Origin of the sequence: Pedobacter sp. ASV1-7, assembly GCF_040203335.1 — a bacterium.
Taxonomy (GTDB): Bacteria; Bacteroidota; Bacteroidia; order Sphingobacteriales; family Sphingobacteriaceae; genus Pedobacter.
On the sequence record NZ_JBEHBV010000012.1, the window covers coordinates 1 to 19,283 of the forward strand.

General features: G+C 36.8%; 21 protein-coding genes and 2 tRNA genes. 14 read left to right on the plus strand and 9 right to left on the minus strand.

The annotated features are described in order from the left end of the window. Nucleotides 1-60 precede the first annotated feature (60 nt). Nucleotides 61-1,002 carry an IS3 family transposase gene (locus ABDJ41_RS21605; RefSeq protein WP_349784718.1) on the minus strand — a complete coding sequence of 314 codons (942 nt, stop codon included), beginning with the start codon at nt 1,000-1,002 and terminating at the stop codon, nt 61-63. Beyond that, nucleotides 999-1,358, minus strand: coding sequence for a transposase (locus ABDJ41_RS21610; RefSeq protein WP_349783609.1), 360 nt, complete (start codon nt 1,356-1,358; stop codon nt 999-1,001). The genes ABDJ41_RS21605 and ABDJ41_RS21610 overlap by 4 nt, the downstream gene beginning before the upstream one ends. A 160-nt stretch (nt 1,359-1,518) precedes the next feature. On the opposite strand from ABDJ41_RS21610, the gene ABDJ41_RS21615 reads away from it, so the two are divergent. Beyond that, a complete protein-coding gene (locus ABDJ41_RS21615) occupies nt 1,519-2,751 on the plus strand; it encodes an ATP-binding protein (RefSeq protein ID WP_349788228.1) in 1,233 nt (410 codons plus the stop codon). A 21-nt stretch (nt 2,752-2,772) separates the two neighbouring features. Here the strand turns inward: ABDJ41_RS21615 and ABDJ41_RS21620 are convergent, their stop codons facing one another. Next, nucleotides 2,773-3,246 (minus strand): Lrp/AsnC ligand binding domain-containing protein, encoded by a 474-nt coding sequence (locus ABDJ41_RS21620; RefSeq protein ID WP_349788229.1) that lies wholly within the window; start codon nt 3,244-3,246, stop codon nt 2,773-2,775. 154 nt (nt 3,247-3,400) lie between these two features. Between ABDJ41_RS21620 and ABDJ41_RS21625 the strand changes: the two genes are divergently transcribed. Both ABDJ41_RS21625 and ABDJ41_RS21630 read left to right on the plus strand, forming a co-directional pair. Beyond that, a tRNA-Asp gene (locus ABDJ41_RS21625) sits at nt 3,401-3,508 on the plus strand. An 80-nt stretch (nt 3,509-3,588) separates the two neighbouring features. Beyond that, nucleotides 3,589-3,733 (plus strand) — tRNA-Asp (locus ABDJ41_RS21630). 62 nt (nt 3,734-3,795) lie between these two features. Here the strand turns inward: ABDJ41_RS21630 and ABDJ41_RS21635 are convergent. From ABDJ41_RS21635 to ABDJ41_RS21645, 3 genes are all read right to left on the minus strand, one after another. After that, nucleotides 3,796-4,023, minus strand: a complete 228-nt coding sequence (locus tag ABDJ41_RS21635; protein WP_349788230.1) for a DUF779 domain-containing protein — start codon at nt 4,021-4,023, stop codon at nt 3,796-3,798. Next, entirely contained in the window at nt 4,020-4,163 is a 144-nt protein-coding gene (locus ABDJ41_RS21640; RefSeq protein WP_349788231.1) for a hypothetical protein, read from the minus strand. Before ABDJ41_RS21640 ends, ABDJ41_RS21635 begins: the two co-directional genes overlap by 4 nt. Nucleotides 4,164-4,252: 89 nt before the next feature. Beyond that, nucleotides 4,253-5,758 (minus strand): aldehyde dehydrogenase family protein, encoded by a 1,506-nt coding sequence (locus ABDJ41_RS21645; protein WP_349788232.1) that lies wholly within the window; start codon nt 5,756-5,758, stop codon nt 4,253-4,255. Between the two features lie 190 nt (nt 5,759-5,948). Between ABDJ41_RS21645 and ABDJ41_RS21650 the strand changes: the two genes are divergently transcribed. Continuing rightward, nucleotides 5,949-6,860: an AraC family transcriptional regulator gene (locus ABDJ41_RS21650; RefSeq protein ID WP_349788233.1), complete on the plus strand. Its 912-nt coding sequence runs from the start codon at nt 5,949-5,951 to the stop codon at nt 6,858-6,860. Here ABDJ41_RS21650 and ABDJ41_RS21655 read toward each other — a convergent pair. Next, the gene (locus ABDJ41_RS21655) at nt 6,857-7,255 is read right to left on the minus strand and encodes an iron chaperone (RefSeq protein ID WP_349788234.1); all 399 of its coding nucleotides are present in this window, start codon (nt 7,253-7,255) and stop codon (nt 6,857-6,859) included. The two genes, ABDJ41_RS21650 and ABDJ41_RS21655, sit on opposite strands and share 4 nt — an antisense overlap. Nucleotides 7,256-7,407: 152 nt before the next feature. On the opposite strand from ABDJ41_RS21655, the gene ABDJ41_RS21660 reads away from it, so the two are divergent. From ABDJ41_RS21660 to ABDJ41_RS21695, 8 genes are all read left to right on the plus strand, one after another. Beyond that, entirely contained in the window at nt 7,408-7,857 is a 450-nt protein-coding gene (locus ABDJ41_RS21660) for a GNAT family N-acetyltransferase (protein ID WP_349788235.1), read from the plus strand. Nucleotides 7,858-7,941: 84 nt separating this feature from the next. Then, complete coding sequence (locus ABDJ41_RS21665) at nt 7,942-8,385, plus strand: cytochrome B (protein WP_349788236.1); 444 nt, start codon at nt 7,942-7,944, stop codon at nt 8,383-8,385. 272 nt (nt 8,386-8,657) lie between these two features. Then, nucleotides 8,658-10,064, plus strand: a complete 1,407-nt coding sequence (locus ABDJ41_RS21670; RefSeq protein ID WP_349788237.1) for an anthranilate synthase component I family protein — start codon at nt 8,658-8,660, stop codon at nt 10,062-10,064. A 4-nt stretch (nt 10,065-10,068) separates the two neighbouring features. After that, nucleotides 10,069-10,653 carry an anthranilate synthase component II gene (locus ABDJ41_RS21675; RefSeq protein ID WP_349788238.1) on the plus strand — a complete coding sequence of 195 codons (585 nt, stop codon included), beginning with the start codon at nt 10,069-10,071 and terminating at the stop codon, nt 10,651-10,653. A gap of 2 nt (nt 10,654-10,655) precedes the next feature. Further along, nucleotides 10,656-11,447, plus strand: coding sequence for an indole-3-glycerol phosphate synthase TrpC (gene trpC / locus ABDJ41_RS21680; RefSeq protein WP_349788240.1), 792 nt, complete (start codon nt 10,656-10,658; stop codon nt 11,445-11,447). 22 nt (nt 11,448-11,469) lie between these two features. Beyond that, on the plus strand, nt 11,470-12,660 hold the full coding sequence (hflX, locus tag ABDJ41_RS21685; protein WP_349788241.1) for a GTPase HflX: 1,191 nt from the start codon (nt 11,470-11,472) through the stop codon (nt 12,658-12,660). 19 nt (nt 12,661-12,679) lie between these two features. Continuing rightward, nucleotides 12,680-13,057 (plus strand): 30S ribosome-binding factor RbfA, encoded by a 378-nt coding sequence (gene rbfA, locus ABDJ41_RS21690; protein ID WP_349788242.1) that lies wholly within the window; start codon nt 12,680-12,682, stop codon nt 13,055-13,057. 41 nt (nt 13,058-13,098) lie between these two features. Beyond that, on the plus strand, nt 13,099-13,749 hold the full coding sequence (locus ABDJ41_RS21695; RefSeq protein WP_349788244.1) for a TonB family protein: 651 nt from the start codon (nt 13,099-13,101) through the stop codon (nt 13,747-13,749). A 3-nt stretch (nt 13,750-13,752) separates the two neighbouring features. Here the strand turns inward: ABDJ41_RS21695 and ABDJ41_RS21700 are convergent, their stop codons facing one another. Beyond that, nucleotides 13,753-14,631, minus strand: a complete 879-nt coding sequence (locus ABDJ41_RS21700) for a diacylglycerol/lipid kinase family protein (RefSeq protein ID WP_349788245.1) — start codon at nt 14,629-14,631, stop codon at nt 13,753-13,755. Between the two features lie 45 nt (nt 14,632-14,676). On the opposite strand from ABDJ41_RS21700, the gene ABDJ41_RS21705 reads away from it, so the two are divergent. Both ABDJ41_RS21705 and aat read left to right on the plus strand, forming a co-directional pair. Further along, nucleotides 14,677-15,651, plus strand: a complete 975-nt coding sequence (locus ABDJ41_RS21705) for an App1 family protein phosphatidate phosphatase (protein ID WP_349788246.1) — start codon at nt 14,677-14,679, stop codon at nt 15,649-15,651. Between the two features lie 42 nt (nt 15,652-15,693). Beyond that, a complete protein-coding gene (gene aat / locus ABDJ41_RS21710; RefSeq protein ID WP_349788247.1) occupies nt 15,694-16,329 on the plus strand; it encodes a leucyl/phenylalanyl-tRNA--protein transferase in 636 nt (211 codons plus the stop codon). Here the strand turns inward: aat and ABDJ41_RS21715 are convergent. After that, nucleotides 16,322-19,216, minus strand: coding sequence for a DEAD/DEAH box helicase (locus ABDJ41_RS21715; RefSeq protein WP_349788248.1), 2,895 nt, complete (start codon nt 19,214-19,216; stop codon nt 16,322-16,324). The genes aat and ABDJ41_RS21715 overlap by 8 nt on opposite strands. Nucleotides 19,217-19,283 lie beyond the last annotated feature (67 nt).

The following is a 19,283-nucleotide window of genomic DNA, read 5'->3' on the forward strand; positions in this document are numbered from 1 at the left end:
TGTCTTATACTGATTTTACTTGTTGATTTAGGCTAACTCGAACTAGCTCCAAACTAGGAGTTACTGATTTTGTTTGTTTACTATAGATTTTATTCCTGAAATCGTTTGATGGTGGGAATTATTTTTCTGGTATTGATTGTTGTTCTGTTTTCTTTTGTTGTTGTTTTGGGCGTGCCTGTATTGGGGTGTTTTTAATTCACAACTAAAATGGGGTCTTTGGTAATTGTATAGGTAAATAGCCTTTTGTATGGCTTGTTGTGCTTGAGTGAAAGACCACTGGGTTTGCCTTAGCCCATATTCAGTTTTTAATATGCCATTGACCCTTTCTGCAATAGCATTATCATATGGACTTCCACTCTGGGTCATACTGATATTGATTTGATGATGGAGTAGAAGTTTGACATAAGCATCGCAACAGTATTGTATTCCTCTGTCAGAATGATGTATTAGAGGTCTTTTAGGATAGATTCTAGCATTATTTGCCATAATAAATGCCTTAATGCAACTATCAGCCTTGAGGTTTGGACTAAGATTATAGCCCACTATTTTACGGGAATAGGCATCGGTAACCAATGAGAGATAAGCAAATCCGTCTTTACAACGGATGTAGGTAATATCACTTACCCAAATCTCTTCAGGCATGATTGCCGGACGCCGATTCACTAAATCAGGCCAAATCTTAAAACGATGATTGGAATTAGTGGTACTTAGATATTGTCGCTTGGGTTTGACGAGCAATCCGTTTTCTCGTAATAAGCGGAAAAAACAATCTCTACCAATGCTTAAATGTTCTTTTTCAAGCTGATCTTGTAGCTTTACACGCAGTTTTATCGCTCCTATTTTAGGTTGATCATTTCTGATCAGTCTTACCTTTTCCAGAATGAAGGCTTCTTTCATTACGGCCTCATCCTGGTGATCTTTAAGGTGATACCAGGCCTGAGGAGTTCTTCCAAACAGTCTGCAGATCTCTTTTAAAGAGAATTTAGAATAAAAAGTTCTTATTTGGCAGGCCGTTTGGTACCAGACTTTTTTCTGATATCCACCCCCATTTCCCGCTCGGCATTACTGATTAAAAGCTCTAAAGCTGTGATTTTTAATTTGGCATAGGCTAATTCATTGGCTAGACTAATGCTGTCCTTAGAGGTGGTGTTTAAGGGAGGCTCAACTCCTAAAGCTAATTGATGATGCTTATACCATCGTAAAAAATGATAGACCGTCTTCTCTTCTAATCCGTGTTTCTGTGCCAGTTGAAGCACACTCAAACTGCCAATGTGATATTCACTGGCTACAGCAATTTTGAAACTTTCATCATAGATGGCAACTCGACCACCTTTTGATCCTTTTCTTGGCTTTTCCATGGTTAATTAAATTTAAGAATTAACCTAAATCTTATCAAGTGCTTTCAGGAACGGACATGACTTTAATATTATCCGATATTTTTAAATTGGTAATTTAATATTATCCGATATTTTTAAATTATTGATTTAATATTATCGGAAAATTGTGTAATTTGACATCATGAAAAGATTTGAAATGTTAAAAACTTTGCAGGGTCATCTGTCAAAACCGCAGCATAGTATTTTAATTGGGCCCAGACAAGTTGGAAAAACTACACTTGTAAAACAACTGGCGGATATTTTGAAGCAAGATGGAGAACAGTGCGCATTTTTAACTTTTGAAGACCCTCATATTCTGGAGGCAATAAATGAGCATCCAGAGAATGTTTTCAATTATACTATCCTTCCATCAGATTTACCAGTGGGTAAAAAGCTTTATTTGATCATTGATGAGGTACAGTATGCAAAGAATCCGAGTAATTTTTTAAAACTGCTTTATGATAAGTACAAAGAGCAGATTAAAGTAATTGCGACAGGAAGTAGTGCTTTTTATATCGATAAAAATTTTAAAGACAGTTTAGCAGGAAGGAAAAAGGTTTTTGAACTCTTTCCGCTTTCATTTGATGAATTTTTGTATTTCAAACAAGAAAATAATCTTGTTGAAGAATGGCATGAAATGCAAAGACGTGATAAATATGAAGGACCAGATCACACTAAGATCAATTTGTTGTTCGATGAATACCTCGTATATGGTGGTTATCCTGAGGTTGTACTTGCAGAAACAGCTGAAGAAAAGCATGTTCTTTTAAAAGAGCTAGTGAGTAGCTATATTAAAAAAGATGCTTTAGAGGCAGGAGTAAGAGAAGAGCAAAAGTTTTTTCATTTAGTAAGGTTGCTGGCTGGTCAGGTTGGGAGTTTAGTGAATAGCCATGAATTGGGAAATACTTTACAGATGACAGGCATAACTGTAGATAACTACATTTACATAATGCGAAAAAGTTTCATTGTCAATCTATTGAGTCCTTTTTATGGAAGTTTACGTAAGGAATTAACTAAAATGCCAAAAGTGTATTTTACTGATAATGGATTACGAAATGCGCTGATAAATAATTTTAGTAAGATTAATGAGCGTGCAGATAAAGGTGAGTTGCTGGAAAACTATGTTTACATCCGTCTTAGAGATCTTTATCATGATGATAATTTACATTACTGGCGTACTTCTGATGGGAATGAAGTGGACTTTATTGTTGAGCAGGGGATTAAGCAAGGTTTAGCTTATGAGGTAAAATACAATGATGCACAGTTTAAAATCAGTAAATACAAAAAATTTATAGAAGGTTATCCTCATTTTAGCTTACAGTGCATAGCAAAAGAAATCACCAGGGCCGTTGGTGCTGAAGTAATAAGGTTGTAAAAGAAGGGGCAGATTGAGCTACTACAGCTCAATCTGTCTTCTGATACTTTCTTCTAGTGATATAAGTGTTTCTGTACGCTGTATGCCTTCTACTGCCTGTATTTCCTCATTCAAAACATGTCTGAGGTGGCTTGTGTCTCTACAAATAATTTTGGCGAACATGCTATATGCTCCTGTAGTATAATGCAATTCTACAACTTCCTTAATTTTACTAAGCTGCGCTACAGCATCCTTATATTGAATTCCTTTTTCCAGGTATATACCTAAAAAGGCAGTTACATCGTATCCCGCTTTTTGTGGATCAATTATTAAATGAGAACCCTTAATAATGCCCATTTCCTGCAATTTTTTCATCCTTACATGGATCGTGCCACCAGAAACGATAAGATCTTTAGCGATTTCTGTATAAGGTTTCGTGGCATCATGCATCAATTGTTTCAGGATGTCGATATCCAGGTTATCAATTTCTAAATTTTGGCTTTCTTTTCTAAGCATGATTTTGATATTTGTTAACGATAATCAAATATAATTATAAAATTGATAAAAATAAAATTAAATGATTAAAATATTTGTAACGTATTGGGGTTGTTGTTACATTTGTATCAAGCAAAACAAAAAAAAGATAGTTCTTTAACATTTGCTTATACTCTGTAGGGTGGTGAAATTGGCAGACGCACCTCCTTGTCTCGGTGGTGGAGAATATGGAAAACCCGTAAGGGCTAACTACTCCTTGAAGGTTCGACTCCTTCCCCTACAGCAATTAAGTAGTAAGATCAGAAAAAAATCAACCTGAACCAAAAATCTTACTACTTAAACAAAGTTAGTACTTATATGTAATGTTGGGTGGTGAAATTGGCAGACACGCCTTCTTGTCTCGGTGGTGGGGATAAATGGATAAACGCAGTTTATGGGTTGACCACAAATTAATTTTTGAACTGTAGCTAACTACCCCTTGAAGGTTCGACTCCTTCCCCAACAGCCAGTTTTTTTATGAATAATAAGTTAGTTAAAAACGAGTAATCTTGGATGGGATTACTCTTTTTTTTATCCGGTGGTTACCGGTTCAAGGTCGTTAAGCTCTTCTTCGGTAAATAAGCGGGAATGAATTATAAAGCCCATATCTAGGGTAGATTCAAGTGAAAAGCTAGCGGCCCTGCCTGCCATAACATCTAAAGTAAGGTGGGTATGCTTCCAATATTCAAATTGATCAGCGGCGATGTAGAATTTACAGCCGGCAATTTCGCCAATACAAATGTCATTGCTTCCAATCAAAAAGCCACCTTTCTCAAAACAATGTGGATAGGAGCCTTCACAACAGCCCCACTTTGATGAAACATCAATTCGCCATATTCGTCCTTCAGCTGCTGAATAACTTTCATGGCATTTTCGGTAACGGATATTCTTTTGTTCATCTTATTTGTTTTTTAAATATATCAGGAATGGCAGCCCTGCAGATGCTGATCTGCAAGGCTGCCATTCCTGATTCAGGTTACTTTATATATTAAAAGAATCCTAATTTATTTTTATCATATGAGATCAGCATATTTTTAGTGCTGCGATAGTGATCAAGCATCATTTTATGATTTTCACGGCCAAAACCAGATTTTTTGTAACCTCCAAATGGAGCATGGGCAGGGTAAGCATGGTACTGGTTTACCCAAACACGCCCGGCTTGTATGGCACGTGGCACCTGATACAGTTCATGCGCATCACGTGTCCATACCCCGGCTCCTAAACCATAGAGTGTATCGTTGGCAATTTCAATCGCTTCTTCAACAGTTTTAAATGTAGTTACACAAACTACGGGACCAAATATTTCTTCCTGGAAAATACGCATCTTATTGTGGCCTTTTAAAATAGTAGGCTCAATGTAATATCCTCTTTCTAAATCGCCCTCCAACTTATTCGCTCGTCCTCCGGTTAAAATTTCTGCCCCTTCATCTTTACCAATTTTCAGGTAAGAAAGGATTTTTTCATATTGTTCATTAGAAGTTTGTGCGCCCATCATTCCGGTTTTATCTAATGGATGTGATATTTTTATGGCCTTAGTACGTTCAATTACCTTAGCAATAAATTTATCGTAAATGCTTTCCTGGATCAGCATTCGTGATGGACAGGTGCAGATCTCACCCTGATTTAAAGCGAACATTACTGCACCCTCTACAGCTTTATCAAAGAAAGCATCATCTTCGGCCACCACTGACTCAAAGAAAATATTTGGGGATTTACCACCAAGTTCCATAGTTGAGGGAATAATGTTCTCTGCAGCATACTGCATAATTAATCTACCCGAAGTAGTACTTCCTGTAAAGGCAACTTTCGAAATTCGGGTAGAAGTTGCTAATGGTTTTCCTACTTCGATACCATAACCATTAACAACATTTAATACCCCCGGAGGAAGTATATCGCCAATCAACTCCATTAATACCATAATGGAAACCGGAGTTTGTTCTGCTGGTTTTACTACCGTACAGCATCCTGCTGCAAGTGCAGGAGCAATTTTCCAGGTAGCCATTAACAATGGGAAGTTCCATGGGATGATTTGTGCAACCACACCGATAGGTTCATGCAGGGCAATGCTTACTGTATTTTCGTCATGCTCTGCAATCGAACCTTCATCTGCTCTGATTACACCAGCAAAATACCTGAAATGGTCAACGACCAAAGGTAAATCTGCTGCTAAAGTTTCTCTGACAGCCTTCCCGTTATCAACAGTTTCTACTGCTGCAAGGAACTCTAAATTATCTTCTATTTTCTGTGCTACTTTTAAAAGAATATTACTCCTATAAGTAGCTGAGCTTTTACTCCATGTTTTAAATGCTTCATGTGCAGCATCCAGAGCCAGTTCAACATCTTCTTTGCTGGACCGGGCTGCTTTCGTAAATACTTTTCCATCAATAGGAGAGATATTATCGAAATATACTCCCTTTACAGGTGGAACAAATTTACCGCCTATAAAGTTGTCGTATTGAGCTTTGAAAGCTGGTCTTTCTAATAGATTTTTCATATTGCCGTTCTTAATTTAATAAAACACTTAGTTTATCGTTTGGTCTGATACAAACCTAGTATTGAATGCTAAGGTTTAGGTAGTAGAATTGTTTCATCTAGTAGCATTATCGTTGCAGGCTTTGTAACGTGTCTATTGTAATTTATGCTTAACTTGTACGTTATATTTGTCTAATCAAGTCACGTTAATCATGCATTACATCCCAAATTCAGTAGGTCTTAGTAAAGCAGAAAGCTTACAGACATTGGTGGAGAACAGAACTTCATATACATTGGAGAGGTGTGAACTAAATGTTTTCGAGACCTATACCAGGTCATGTCTGGTGCCGCTTACTTTTAATGACTTTGTTATTACCAGTATGTTGCGTGGGAAAAAAGTAATGCACTTATATGATCAGGAAGGGTTTGATTATTTCCCGGGACAAACGGTTATTATTCCTCCTTCCGTAACAATGAAAATTGATTTTCCGGAAGCAGCTGATGATAATCCAACTCAATGTATTGCCTTAGCTATAGATCATGAGCAGATTAAAAAGACTATCAATTATCTGAATGAGTTTTTTCCTAAGGAAGGGAGAGAGAAATGGGCATTAGATTATGATAAATACCATTTTGATAACAACCAGGAGATCGCCTATTTAATTAATAAAGTGATTAGAATCTGTTCAGAGCAATCAACTGCCAAAGATGTTTTAGCTGATCTTACTTTGAAAGAACTGTTGGTGCGTATCATGCAAAGCCAGAATCTAAATGCTTTCATATCGGGTGATGGACAAAGCAATAATAATCCATTGGCTTTTGTGATTGATTATATCAAATCCAATCTTAGTGAGAAGATGAATATTAATGGCTTAAGTGATAAAGCCTGTATGAGTAAAGCTACTTTTTATAGATTGTTTAAGAGAGAATTGGGGGTAAGTCCGAATGATTTTATTTTATCGGAAAAGATTTCTAAAGCAAAACAATTATTAAGTAACCCATCTGCTAAAGTAGCTGCAATTAGTTATGAGCTGGGCTTTAGCGATGCGAATTACTTTATTCGTACTTTCAAAAAACTGGTAGGTGTTACACCCGGGAATTACCAGTTACAATTTAGGTCCTAGGCTGTAATTTTACCTTTCTTCTTCTCTTCTGCAGTTTCAAGATTTTCTTTTAATCTGAATCTAGTCATGTTTTCAATAAGTTTTACCGGTAATTTTTCATTCAATGGTAATTGAATAGCTGATTTGCTGACTTTGTAAGCGGATAATTCCTCTTTAAATACTTCGTATACTTTTGATGGGGGTATAGAAATGCTAATGTGATTTTTATATGCAGAATAAAAAATGAGCATGCCATGAAATTTGAATGCAGGAATGTTGTAGCTGATTACCTCTTCTGCTTCTGGTGCTGCTTCCTTTATTGTGTCTCTAATCACTTCCAGTAAGAACTGTACATGTTCTGGAAAGGTATTGATGTATTCATCAACAGTTGTAAACTTCTTTTTTTCTGCGGTCATATTCCTTTTTTCTAAAACCTTATAATTCAACCTTTGGATTTATAACAAATATCGTTGTAATGTGGCCCGGCAATGGGGTGTGTTGACGACAATTTTAGGGGAGGTTTACGGCAAATTTTTGTAACTTGGAATAACCAAATAAACCTTTTAATATGAAGATACTTAAGTATTCGCCTTTATTTAAGGAGAAATGTGTGAAGATTTTTGAAAGTAATATGCCTAAATTCTTTGCCGTTGATGAATTACAGCCTTTTATTGATTTTCTGGATCATGATATTGATGACAACTATTATGTCGTGGAAAATAATGATGAAATAGTTGCTTGTGGCGGTATTTTTTTAACTGATGATGGTAAAGAGGCTGGGTTGTCATGGGGAATGGTACATGCTGATCATCACAGGATGGGGATCGGTAAATTCTTTACAGAGTTCAGGATTGATCTTTTAAAAAAAACATATCCCAGTAAAGTTTATAAGGTAGATACATCTCAGCATACAGCCGGCTTTTACCTGAAAAGAGGTTTTGAGACGATTGAGGTTATTCCAAATGGTTTTGGAAAAGGAATTGATAAATATGTAATGAAAATGGGTTTGCAGAAGTAATTTATAATAATTCTAAAAAGCATTTTACCTGATCGCTTAATGTGATTCAGAAAGGAAATAGTTAAGTTTGAAAGAAAAACAGTTATGGATCAGATTTTAAAAAGTGCACATTCGGGGTGGCGTTACATAGTTTTAGTTTTGCTTATAGTTGCACTTATTCAGGCACTATCAGGATGGCTTGGTAAAAAACCTTATACAGAAGGGAATAGAAAAGTAAACCTTTTCACATTGATCTCTGCACACATTCAGCTTTTAATGGGATTAATCCTCTATTTTATGAATGGATGGTATAAGATTGACAGCTCAGTTGCTTTAGGACGCTACTGGAAAATGGAGCATATCGGTATGATGGTTCTGGCTGTTATTCTGATTACTGTAGGAAATGCGAGATCTAAGAAAGGAACAGATGCAGCGGTAAAACATCGTTCTGTTTCGCTTTATTTTGGCCTGGCATTGATTCTTATTATAGCTTCAATTTTTGCAATGGTGGGTGCTGATCCTTCTCGTTCATTTTTTGGTGTTTCATAAAAATTACAAATATAATTTTGCATTGTAAGATTTATTTATATTTTTGTGACCTATGATTAACAACATTCATACATGGCAATGGCGTAGCACTCCCCAAAAGAGTCTAGTCGTAGTCTTGTGTACCTTATAGTTTATCAACCTAAACCAAACCACATTAAAAACCCGACGTAGACCACACGTCGGGTTTTTTGTTGGTTTTTTTTCGGAACTGAGAGAATTTTAAAGAGGCAGTTGAAAAAAGAATTAAAAGATATTAAAGAAGCTAGTTAAATATGGAAACTAATTATGTAATTAAAACTACCTGCAAAAAGCGACTTGCAGATACCACAACTCCGGTGAGTATTTACCTAAGGCTTAGGGACGTATTTCCAAATACGATATTGCTGGAAAGTTCTGACTATCATAGTCGTTCAAATTCGGTAAGTTATGTTTGTGCGGAGCCTGTTGCAGGTATTGTGTTGCAGGATGGTGTATTGTCAACCTATTTCCCGGATGGACAAAAGGAGGAAAAAAGAGACTTTGTCCTGGCCGAGGAAATTGATGCTTTTAAAGCAAAATTTAAACCAGGTGTAGTAGAAGATACCAGATACATTTCCAGTGGTCTATTTGGATATTTTACCTGGAATGCAGTACAACATTTTGAAGACATTAAGTTTAGTTCTGTTACTCCAAAGGATCAGGAGATTCCAACGATGCAATATCATATTTACAGGTATATCATTGCGATTGATCACTTTAAGAATGAGATTACACTGTTTAAAAATGCTTTTAACGGAGATGACAATGATGAACTTGAAAAGATTGAGTATATCATTCAGAATAAGAATTTCCCTGAATATAGCTTTAAAATAAACGGGGAGGAAGAATCTAACATGAGTAATGAAGGGTTCATGGATATTGTCGAGAAAATGAAGAAGCACATTTTACGTGGTGACGTATTCCAAATCGTTCCTTCCAGAGCATATAATCAGGGTTTTTTAGGAGATGAATTTAATGTTTACCGTTGCCTGCGTTCAATAAATCCTTCTCCATATTTGTTTTATTTTGATTATGGTAGCTTTAAACTCTTTGGTTCTTCGCCAGAAGCCCAGATCACTATAAATGATAATATTGCTAATATTTTTCCGATTGCAGGAACCTTTAAGCGCACTGGTAACGATGAAGAAGATGCAGAGCTGGCTCGTAAATTAGAGCAGGATCCTAAAGAAAGTGCGGAACACGTGATGCTTGTTGATCTGGCGAGAAATGATCTGAGCAGACACTGTAGTGGTGTTGAAGTAAAATCATTTAAGGAAGTACAGTATTATTCTCACTTGATTCACCTGGTGTCTAAAGTAAGTGGTAATCTACAGCCAGATGTGTCAGCCTTTAAAGTTGTTGCAGATACTTATCCGGCAGGGACATTAAGTGGGGCTCCAAAATATAGAGCGATGCAGCTGATTGATGAATACGAAGGTTTAGGGCGTAACTTTTATGCCGGGGCAATAGGTTATATGGGTTTTAATGATCAGTTTAATCATGCGATCATGATCCGGACCTTTATGAGTAAAAATAATCAGTTGCATTACAGAGCGGGAGCAGGCATAGTGGCTGATTCAGTAGCTGTAAACGAACTGAATGAAGTAAATAATAAAATTGCTGCTTTACGCAAAGCAATAAAAATGGCTACAGATATTTAATAAAATGGATAAGAGCATTCAAAAGAAAGTATTGGTTATTGATAATTATGATTCCTTTACTTATAATTTAGTACATCTGGTAAATGAATTAGGTAGAGAAGTGGAGGTTTGGAGAAATGATAAGTTTGACTTGGCCGATGTTGATCAGTTTGATAAGATTATTTTATCGCCCGGTCCTGGTATACCTGAGGAAGCAGGATTGCTGCTTGAGGTAATTAAGACCTATGCTTCAACAAAAAGTATATTTGGAGTATGTTTGGGGCAACAAGCAATTGCGGAAGCTTTTGGCGGAACTTTATTAAATCTGGGGCGTCCGATGCATGGTATTGCAACACCTATTACTGTATTAGATAGATCAGAGTTGCTTTTTAAGGATTGTCCGGAAACTATAAACGTGGGAAGGTATCATTCCTGGGTTGTGTCCACAGAGGGGCTTCCTGATTGTCTTACTGTAACTGCAGCAGATGCTGATACTGAAATAATGGCCTTAAGGCATAAAGATTTTGACGTCAGGGGAGTACAGTTTCATCCGGAAAGTGTGCTTACTGAGTTTGGGAAACAAATGATGAAAAACTGGTTAGAGAATTAGATATGACTATTTTAGATAAAATTGTAATACGAAAAAAAGAAGAAGTAGCCCAGGCAAAGCGATTGGTGTCTGTTAAGGAGCTCGAAGCAGGCTTACACTTTAACCGTAACCCTTATGTTTTTAAGGATTTTTTAGTGGATGATAAAAGAACAGGCATAATTGCAGAGTTTAAGCGAAGATCCCCTTCAAAAGGGGTGATTAATGATCAGGTAACTGTAGAAGAAGTAACGCAGGCTTATGCAGCAGCGGGGGCTTCAGCGCTTTCTGTATTAACTGATATTGATTTCTTTGGCGGTCATACCAATGATCTGTTAGCAGCAAGAGCAACTAATGAAGTTCCGATTTTAAGAAAGGAATTTATCATTGATGAGTATCAGATTTTGGAAGCGAAAGCCCTGGGAGCTGACATTATTTTGCTTATTGCTGCAATTTTGACACCCGAAGAGATTAAAAATCTGTCGGCATTTGCAAAAAGCCTTGGGCTAAATGTATTGCTAGAGGTGCATAACCAGGAAGAATTGCAACGTAGTATTTGTAAAGATTTGGATGCTATAGGTGTTAATAATCGGAATCTGGCCGATTTTACGGTTAATATTCAAACTTCATTTGATTTAGTTAATCAAATTCCGGATGAGTTTCTAAAGATTTCAGAAAGTGCCATAAGTGCACCTCAGACTATTTTAGACCTTAAAGTTGCAGGCTTTAATGGGTTTCTAATTGGGGAGAATTTTATGAAAACAGTCAATCCGGGACAGGCAATGCGTGACTTTGTCGGAAAACTGATCTCGGTATAACTTTTGTATCTTTGTATTTTAGATGGGAAAACAGAAATATTTCGATACAGCAGTTAAGAAGGAGCGAGCGGTACTTGTTGGAGTGATCAGGCCGGGTGAAAAGCCTGAGGAAACCAGAGAATATCTTGATGAGCTTGCTTTTTTAGTGGATACTGCAGGAGGATTGGTAGAGCGTGAATTTACCCAGAAAATGCTTAAGCCCGATCGTGCAACTTTTGTTGGAACGGGAAAACTTGAAGAGATTCAGGCATATGTGAAGTCGGAAGAAATTGATATCGTAGTTTTCGACGATGAGCTTTCACCGTCACAGCTTAGAAATATTGAAAGAGAGTTGCAAGTAAAGGTTTTAGACCGGAGTAACCTGATTCTTGATATTTTTGCGGGCAGAGCCCAGACGGCTCAGGCAAAAACACAGGTTGAACTGGCACAGTTGCAATATTTATTGCCACGTTTAACGCGTTTATGGACCCACCTTGAACGTCAGAAGGGTGGTATTGGTATGCGTGGACCGGGTGAGACTCAGATTGAGAGCGATAGAAGGATGATTCTTGAAAAGATATCTCTTTTGAAAGACCGCTTGAAGCTGATCGATAGGCAGAATGAAACACAACGCAAAAACCGTGGACAACTGATTCGTGTAGCGTTGGTAGGATATACAAATGTTGGTAAATCTACCATCATGAATATGTTATCAAAGTCGGAAGTGTTTGCGGAAAACAAGCTATTTGCTACGCTTGATACAACCGTTCGTAAAGTAGTTATTGAAAACCTGCCGTTCTTATTGTCTGATACAGTTGGTTTTATTAGAAAGCTACCTCACCATTTGGTGGAGTGTTTTAAATCTACGTTGGACGAAGTTAGGGAAGCTGATATATTGATTCATGTGGTGGATGTTTCTCATCCCAATTTTGAGGATCAGATTAATGTCGTAAATGAAACATTAAAGGATCTGGGAGCAAGAGATAAGGAAACTATTATGGTATTCAATAAAATTGATGCCTATGTGAGCCCTGAGCCTGATCATGAGGAAGAGGAGCCATTAGTACTTACGCTTGAGGATTTTAAAAAGAGCTGGATGGGATCGGAAAATGCTCCTGCAATATTTATTTCAGCTCTGCACAAAGATAATTTAGAAGAATTTAGACAGTTATTGTACGATAAGGTTGTTGCTTTGCACACAGAGCGCTATCCTTATGATAAGTTGTTATATTAATTGAAGAAAAGGAACCATTATGGAAAGTAAACGTCAACAGAAATTTGCCGGGTTATTACAAGAAGAGTTAGCTGCGATTTTTCAGCGTGAAGGGGCGGCGTATTTGCCGAATACATTGGTTACCATTACAAAAGTTAGAGTATCTCCTGACCTTGCCGTTGCAAAGGTTTATTTAAGCTTTTTAAATACAAATAATACCAGCTTATCGGTAGCTGAAGTAAATTCACACGCCGGGGAGATCAGATATAAATTAGGCGCTAGAATCCGTCATCAAGCTCGTGTGATTCCAACGTTAACTTTCTTTGTCGATGATACAAATGAATATGTGGAGCGCATGGATAAATTGTTTGATAAGATCTCTAAAGATCGTGAAGAAAACGGGACAGAAGAGGCTTAAAGATAAATCTTTGATCTGTTAAAAATTGCGTAAATTAGTATATGATCAGGATTCTCTTTGCATTTCTCGTATGCTTCACTTTTACATTAAAGGCTCAGCCTGTAATAAAGGGTGGACTGGAGAGCTTCGCGACAAGCAATAGTGTCTATCCTCGATATTCACTAAATAATTGCATTCAGGGGACCGTAACGATCAGCTTTAAGCTAAACTCAGCAGGTGAGGTGTATTATTCAAAAATAAGTTCAGGAATGGGGACGGATCTGGATGATGAAGCTTTGCGGCTAATCAGGCTTAGCAGTGGAAAATGGGTTGTCCCTAAAAACCATGATACCGCAGTCTCACTAATTGCGCCTATAAAATTTAGTCTGGCTACTTATAGTTGTCGTGATAGAAATCCTCAGGATATTCAAAGAGCAATTGAAGCCTATAGATCCAATGAAGAGCTGGTGAATTCCATTCAGAATTTTTATAGAAACAAAGAAAAGGGGACGGCTGTAGAAGCAGAGGAACATAGATTTGTGGCACTTAAAAAAGAGTTGGGATACAATGATGAATATTATAGAGCACGCATTAAAGACGGGCTTAAAAAGCTGAAACAAAAAGATAAACAGGGAGCCTGTGAAGATTTTCTTTTTGTGAAGCATATGGGGTCCGATCTTGCTGATGAAATGCTGGAAAAATACTGTAAGTGATTATTAAACAATGATGTTAATCGCATTAGGAATAAGGTGTGCTTTTAGGGTATGTACTTTTCCTATGTATTCTCCGTCTACCTGAAAATGCGCTTTACGTTTGGTTTTAATATTCAAATTATTTGTTTGAAAGGACTGTATGTTTTTGGGGTTAAAGGGTAAATTGGTAAATCTGATTTTTAGAATTTCCATTACGGAATACTCTTTTACCAGGATAACTTCGAAAAGATCATCGTCAAGCTCACCTTCTGGATTAATTTTTACACCTGTACCATACATAGTTGCATTAGCAATAACTACCATTGCAGCCTGCGATCGGATAATGTTGTTTTTTATCTTAATTTCAACATCCATCTTGCTATGATTCCATAAGGCTTTCCATGCTGCTTTTGCATATCCAAGCATTCCACGTTCGGGAAGGTCATCGAATTTCTTAACAATGTAAGCGTTAAAGCCGATGTCGGCCAGGTGTATGCATAATTCTCCATTCACTAAAACGGCATGTATTTTTTTAGGAGTTCCATTTACAGCGACATTCAGTGCTTGTTGGGTGTCTATAGGTATGCCAAGTTCTTTTGCCATTCCATTTGCAGAGCCGGCTGGAATAATGCCAATAGGGACATCTGTTTCCAATAAACATTCGGCAACTAGCTTCAGTGTTCCGTCGCCACCTACAGCAATTACTCTGGATGCATTAGACTGTTTAATGGTTCTTTTAAGCTGATCAATTGTACAACCACTGGATAACTTATATATTTCAAAGCTATTTGGGTGCTGCTCAAAATAGGTGGATATAATTTCACTATAGTCTATTTCCCCGTTTCCGGATCCGGGATTTATAATAAATAGTAGTTTTAGTTCGGCAGTCACTTCTGTTTTCATGGGTAATAGCAAAACAACTATAGTGAAATTCTGTTTTAGTAAGTAATGAATAAATCTGTTAGTGTAAAAGTATATCATGGATATGGACATACACAAAATCTGGTAGTGTATGGACATGTATTTCGTTTCAGAGCTAAAACTAATCAGCATTACAGTAACAATTTGTTTGTTAACATGCTGCATGTTTTAAAGCTTTTTGTGCTAAAGCCATATCCTTATGTAAAGGTCAGATTACGCTTTTATGATCAGACAATATATGGACATACCGAGTATGATGGTTTTTTTAAATTGGAATGGAAGGCTGAGAAAAATGTTGCTGCTGGTTGGCACAAAGTTGTAGTTGAAGCTTTAGGGCAAAATGATATGGTTTTAGCAGCTAATAATGGTTTGGTTTATGTACCTCATATTACCCAATATGCTTTTATCTCTGATATTGATGATACTATTATGGTTTCTCATTCTGCCTCTTTTTTGCGCAGACTAAGAGAATTGTTAATTAAAAATCCAAGAACCCGTAAAACATTTTCTGAGGCCCAGCAACATTATAATTTACTGGCTTTATCTCATACAGAAGAAGAACAGCCTAATCCATTTTTCTATGTGTCTAGTAGTGAATGGAATTTGTATGATTATCTGGTGGAAACATTTAGGTTTAACAATCTTCCTGAAGGTGCTTTCTTGCTCAATCAGATTAAAAGATGGAAAGATCTGATTAAAACGGGTAAAACGGGGCATGAAGGTAAATTAATGAGAGTTATGCGGATTTTGGATGCGTTCCCTAATCAACGGTTTGTTTTTTTTGGTGATAATAGTCAACAAGACCCGGCAATTTATACCACTATTGCCAAAAAGTACCCTAAAAATATTGCTGCAATATATATCCGGAATGTTAGAAGGGAAAATGAAGCAGAAGCTCTGGTACTGCTAAATGAAGTTGAATCAGCTCAACAGGTAAAGACCTGTTTGTATGACAGCAGCGAAGCGGCTATAATCCATTCTAAAAAGATCGGATTAATCTAGGGTGATGTTATGTACGTAATGTTTTAGTATGTAATATTGTAAATGGTTTTTAAGTTAGACGATGATAGAATCGTTTTTCCGAATCCGGAATTAGCCGATCCGGATGGTTTGTTAGCGATAGGCGGTGATTTAAGAGCGGAAAGACTAATTTTAGCATACCAGAATGGTATTTTTCCCTGGTTTAGTGAAGGTGATCCAATCTGTTGGTATGCACCCATAGAACGCTGTGTAATCTTTCCTGAATGCTTAATGATTAGCAAAAGTATGGCTAAACTTATTAAAGGAAATGCTTTTAAAGTGACTTATGATTTAGTATTCAGTGAGGTAATCGAAAACTGTGCTAAAATTAGCAGAAAAGACCAGAATGGGACCTGGATAACGAGCGAAATGCAACGTGCTTATTTAAAATTACATGAACTTGGGTATGCTCATAGTGTAGAGGTTTGGCAAGATGATCAATTAGTAGGCGGCCTTTATGGCGTTCAAAATAATCAGGTATTTTGTGGAGAGAGTATGTTTAGTAAGGTTAGCAATGCTTCTAAATATGCGTTGATCTGGCTTTGTAAACACAAGAATTTTAAGATGATAGACTGCCAACTCCCCAATGATCATCTCATGAGTCTTGGAGCTGAGATGATCAGTAAGGATGAATACTTAGGACATTTAAGGGCTATTTAAGAAGCTCGCTGATATCTTCTTTACTTAAAGATTTAAAGAAGCTCTCCTCAGTTGTGATCAGCGAACTTGCCAGTTTCTTTTTGCGGTTTTGAAGAGCCAGAATTTTTTCCTCTACAGTGTCTTTAGCAATGAATTTATAAATAAATACCTTTTTATCCTGCCCTATTCTATGTGTACGGTCTATTGCTTGTTGCTCTACAGCAGGATTCCACCATGGATCTAGGATGAATACATAATCGGCCTGGGTTAAGTTTAAGCCAACTCCACCTGCTTTAATTGATATTAAAAATACCTTTAGTTCTGTATTTTGTTGAAATTCAGCAACTATTTCCCCGCGGTTTTTAGTTGTGCCGTCCAGATATGTAAAAGGGATTTTTTCCTCATTGAGATACTGTCTGAATATACTTAAGTGCTTTACAAACTGTGAAAAGATAAGAACCTTATGTCCGCCTTTTAGCACATTGTCTAAAGTATGAATAACGTTTTCGAACTTACCAGAGTCAGATTCATAGGCGTCATCAATCATTACAGGGTGATTGGCAAGTTGACGTAACGCCGTTAAGCCCTGTAAAAGCTGAACTTGCTTCTTAGCATATGTACCATCATCCATGCTGTTAAGGAGGTCATTCCGATAGGCTGATTTGGTTTTTTCATAGTAAGCGGCCTGATCTTCGCTCATATTGCAATAAAAGATTTGTTCAGTTTTAGCAGGTAATTCTGCCGCTACTTGTTCTTTTGTCCGACGCAGTACAAATGGTTTTATAATCGCTTGTAATTTTTTGGCTTTATCTTCATCTTTTCGCTTTTCAATAGCCTGTACATATTCTTCGTTAAAGAATGCCTGAGTACCCAATAAGCCTGGATTTAAGAAAGTAAGCTGAGTCCATAGATCTCCTACAGAATTTTCAACTGGTGTACCACTCAATACTAGTTTATGCCTTGATTTAAGTGCTTTAACTGCTTTGAATGATTTAGAGGATGGGTTTTTTATATTCTGACTCTCGTCCAGGATGATATAGCTGAAATAGAATTCTTTAAGCACATCTATATCAACTCTTGTTATACCATAAGTTGTAATTACGATATCATAATTTGAGAAGCGACCTACATCTTTATTTCGTGATGTTCCGGTATGGGCATGGATTTTAAGCTTTGGAGTGAATTTTTTTGCTTCATTTAACCAGTTATAGATTAATGATGTAGGCATGACTATCAGCGAAGTACTATGCGTGTTATTTTCCTGGTCTTCTTCCTTAAGCTTTTGTAACATAGCTAATGTCTGGATGGTTTTACCCAATCCCATGTCGTCGGCCAGGCATCCGCCAAAATTGTATTCTCTTAAAAAGCTAAACCAGTTGTACCCGGCTTTCTGATAACTACGAAGATCACCTTTGAAATGTACAGGCATTTTTGTGTCTGCTATATTTTCGAAGTCAGTTAGCTTTTGAAGTTTTCTACTTAAAGTGATGTTTGCAATACCATCTTCGGCAAGCTCATTAATAAGGCCTATATGATGTTTTTTGAGCTTAAGCACCTTGCCTCCATCAGAAAGGCTGAATAAACTGCCATATTGAGTAAACCATTTATCTGGTATAATTGCAATTGATCCATCGGGAAGTAAAAATTCCCTTTTTTTATGAAGAATGTGCTGTTTTAAGGAGATAAATGGAACTGGGTGACTGCCGAAATAAACAATGGCATTGATATCAAACCAATCATTATCTTCTTTAATTTCAAAATCTATTTTGTTAGTGGCAAATAGGAATTTCTTAGTGCCCCGGTGTTGTTCTATTTCAAAACCTTCTTCTTTGAGCTTTTCTAAATGTTCATTTACCCAGTTTATGACTGCATAGGATTGATCTTCTTCCTGATCTGCCGGGACTTCTAAATGATGATAAAGTGTGCTTGTTTTTTTTAAACCAAGTCCAATCAGGAAATTAAACTTTTCTTTCTCCCAAACCACATTGCGTTTAATTCGGGTAAAAATATAATTGTCCTCTTCTTTATGAACATGAACAGTTATTTTTTTCTCATTGCCCATTGCAAAGGCATGCTCGCTATAATTAAAATATAATTGGAGTTGCGATATACCAGCATCCACATAAATGACCTTAATAACGGGAGTGGGGTCGTGTTTTTCCGTTTTTATATCGAATCCTTCAGCATATACATGGTATTTTTCAATCAAGGGGGCTACAAATTTTCTAAAATATGCCTCTTCTGTAGCCTTTGGAATAGTTATGAATCTCTTGTTTAAAAAGGGCATTAATTTCTTTCCTTCAATATCTTGCTCAAAGAAGTAAAGCATCTCGTTAAGTAATAACCATGCAGGCTGATTGCTGATTATCTGTGCGTCTTTGAACATGAAGTCGATGCGTAAACCCTGATATTTTATAGTTGGAAAATATCTTGTTTCTGTTTCATTTCTTCTAAAATGAAACAAAACAGTAGAAGGTTCAGTGGCTATTTCTATCTTTCTTTCTGCTGGCCAGCCATCTTTGTCCATAAGGTATAGACGACCTTCTTCTTTTAATGATTCAAGAACTTCTGATATTTTTTTTTCAATTCTAGGACGTACATTTTCGTAAAATTTTTCATTGAAAAATTTGCTGAAGAATTCGACAGGCCTGATTGCCTTTTTATGATACTTCTTGATGATATAATCTTGTTCAGTTTCATCAAGTATTTTAATCAGCTTTAGATCTCTTTCTGTTAAGTGCTTTGCAAATTCTCCTGCTGTATGTGAAAACAAACGCTGATAGGTCAGAGAGAAATCTCCCTGTGGATTCAGTTGAACAATATGTGGTTCAATTAAATAGCCAAAATACGCGTGTTTACATATTGAGTATACAATTTTGCAGGGTTTGGAGCTATCTACGCGTAACATTGGCAAAAGGTTAAAACAATCAGAGGTTAAGCAATTAAAAATCTTTAAACATACGCCAAATTGAAGT

Coding starts and splice junctions, on each gene's coding strand:
- ABDJ41_RS21695 (WP_349788244.1), top strand. CDS start 13,099: ATGATCAGGATTCTCTTTGCATTTCTCGTATGCTTCACTTTTACATTA.
- ABDJ41_RS21670 (WP_349788237.1), top strand. CDS start 8,658: ATGGAAACTAATTATGTAATTAAAACTACCTGCAAAAAGCGACTTGCA.
- ABDJ41_RS21645 (WP_349788232.1), bottom strand. CDS start 5,758: ATGAAAAATCTATTAGAAAGACCAGCTTTCAAAGCTCAATACGACAAC.
- ABDJ41_RS21675 (WP_349788238.1), top strand. CDS start 10,069: ATGGATAAGAGCATTCAAAAGAAAGTATTGGTTATTGATAATTATGAT.
- rbfA (WP_349788242.1), top strand. CDS start 12,680: ATGGAAAGTAAACGTCAACAGAAATTTGCCGGGTTATTACAAGAAGAG.
- ABDJ41_RS21715 (WP_349788248.1), bottom strand. CDS start 19,216: ATGTTACGCGTAGATAGCTCCAAACCCTGCAAAATTGTATACTCAATA.
- aat (WP_349788247.1), top strand. CDS start 15,694: ATGGTTTTTAAGTTAGACGATGATAGAATCGTTTTTCCGAATCCGGAA.
- ABDJ41_RS21705 (WP_349788246.1), top strand. CDS start 14,677: ATGAATAAATCTGTTAGTGTAAAAGTATATCATGGATATGGACATACA.
- ABDJ41_RS21620 (WP_349788229.1), bottom strand. CDS start 3,246: ATGCTTAGAAAAGAAAGCCAAAATTTAGAAATTGATAACCTGGATATC.
- ABDJ41_RS21665 (WP_349788236.1), top strand. CDS start 7,942: ATGGATCAGATTTTAAAAAGTGCACATTCGGGGTGGCGTTACATAGTT.
- hflX (WP_349788241.1), top strand. CDS start 11,470: ATGGGAAAACAGAAATATTTCGATACAGCAGTTAAGAAGGAGCGAGCG.
- ABDJ41_RS21660 (WP_349788235.1), top strand. CDS start 7,408: ATGAAGATACTTAAGTATTCGCCTTTATTTAAGGAGAAATGTGTGAAG.
- ABDJ41_RS21615 (WP_349788228.1), top strand. CDS start 1,519: ATGAAAAGATTTGAAATGTTAAAAACTTTGCAGGGTCATCTGTCAAAA.
- ABDJ41_RS21655 (WP_349788234.1), bottom strand. CDS start 7,255: ATGACCGCAGAAAAAAAGAAGTTTACAACTGTTGATGAATACATCAAT.
- ABDJ41_RS21610 (WP_349783609.1), bottom strand. CDS start 1,358: ATGGAAAAGCCAAGAAAAGGATCAAAAGGTGGTCGAGTTGCCATCTAT.
- ABDJ41_RS21700 (WP_349788245.1), bottom strand. CDS start 14,631: ATGAAAACAGAAGTGACTGCCGAACTAAAACTACTATTTATTATAAAT.
- trpC (WP_349788240.1), top strand. CDS start 10,656: ATGACTATTTTAGATAAAATTGTAATACGAAAAAAAGAAGAAGTAGCC.
- ABDJ41_RS21640 (WP_349788231.1), bottom strand. CDS start 4,163: ATGAACAAAAGAATATCCGTTACCGAAAATGCCATGAAAGTTATTCAG.
- ABDJ41_RS21650 (WP_349788233.1), top strand. CDS start 5,949: ATGCATTACATCCCAAATTCAGTAGGTCTTAGTAAAGCAGAAAGCTTA.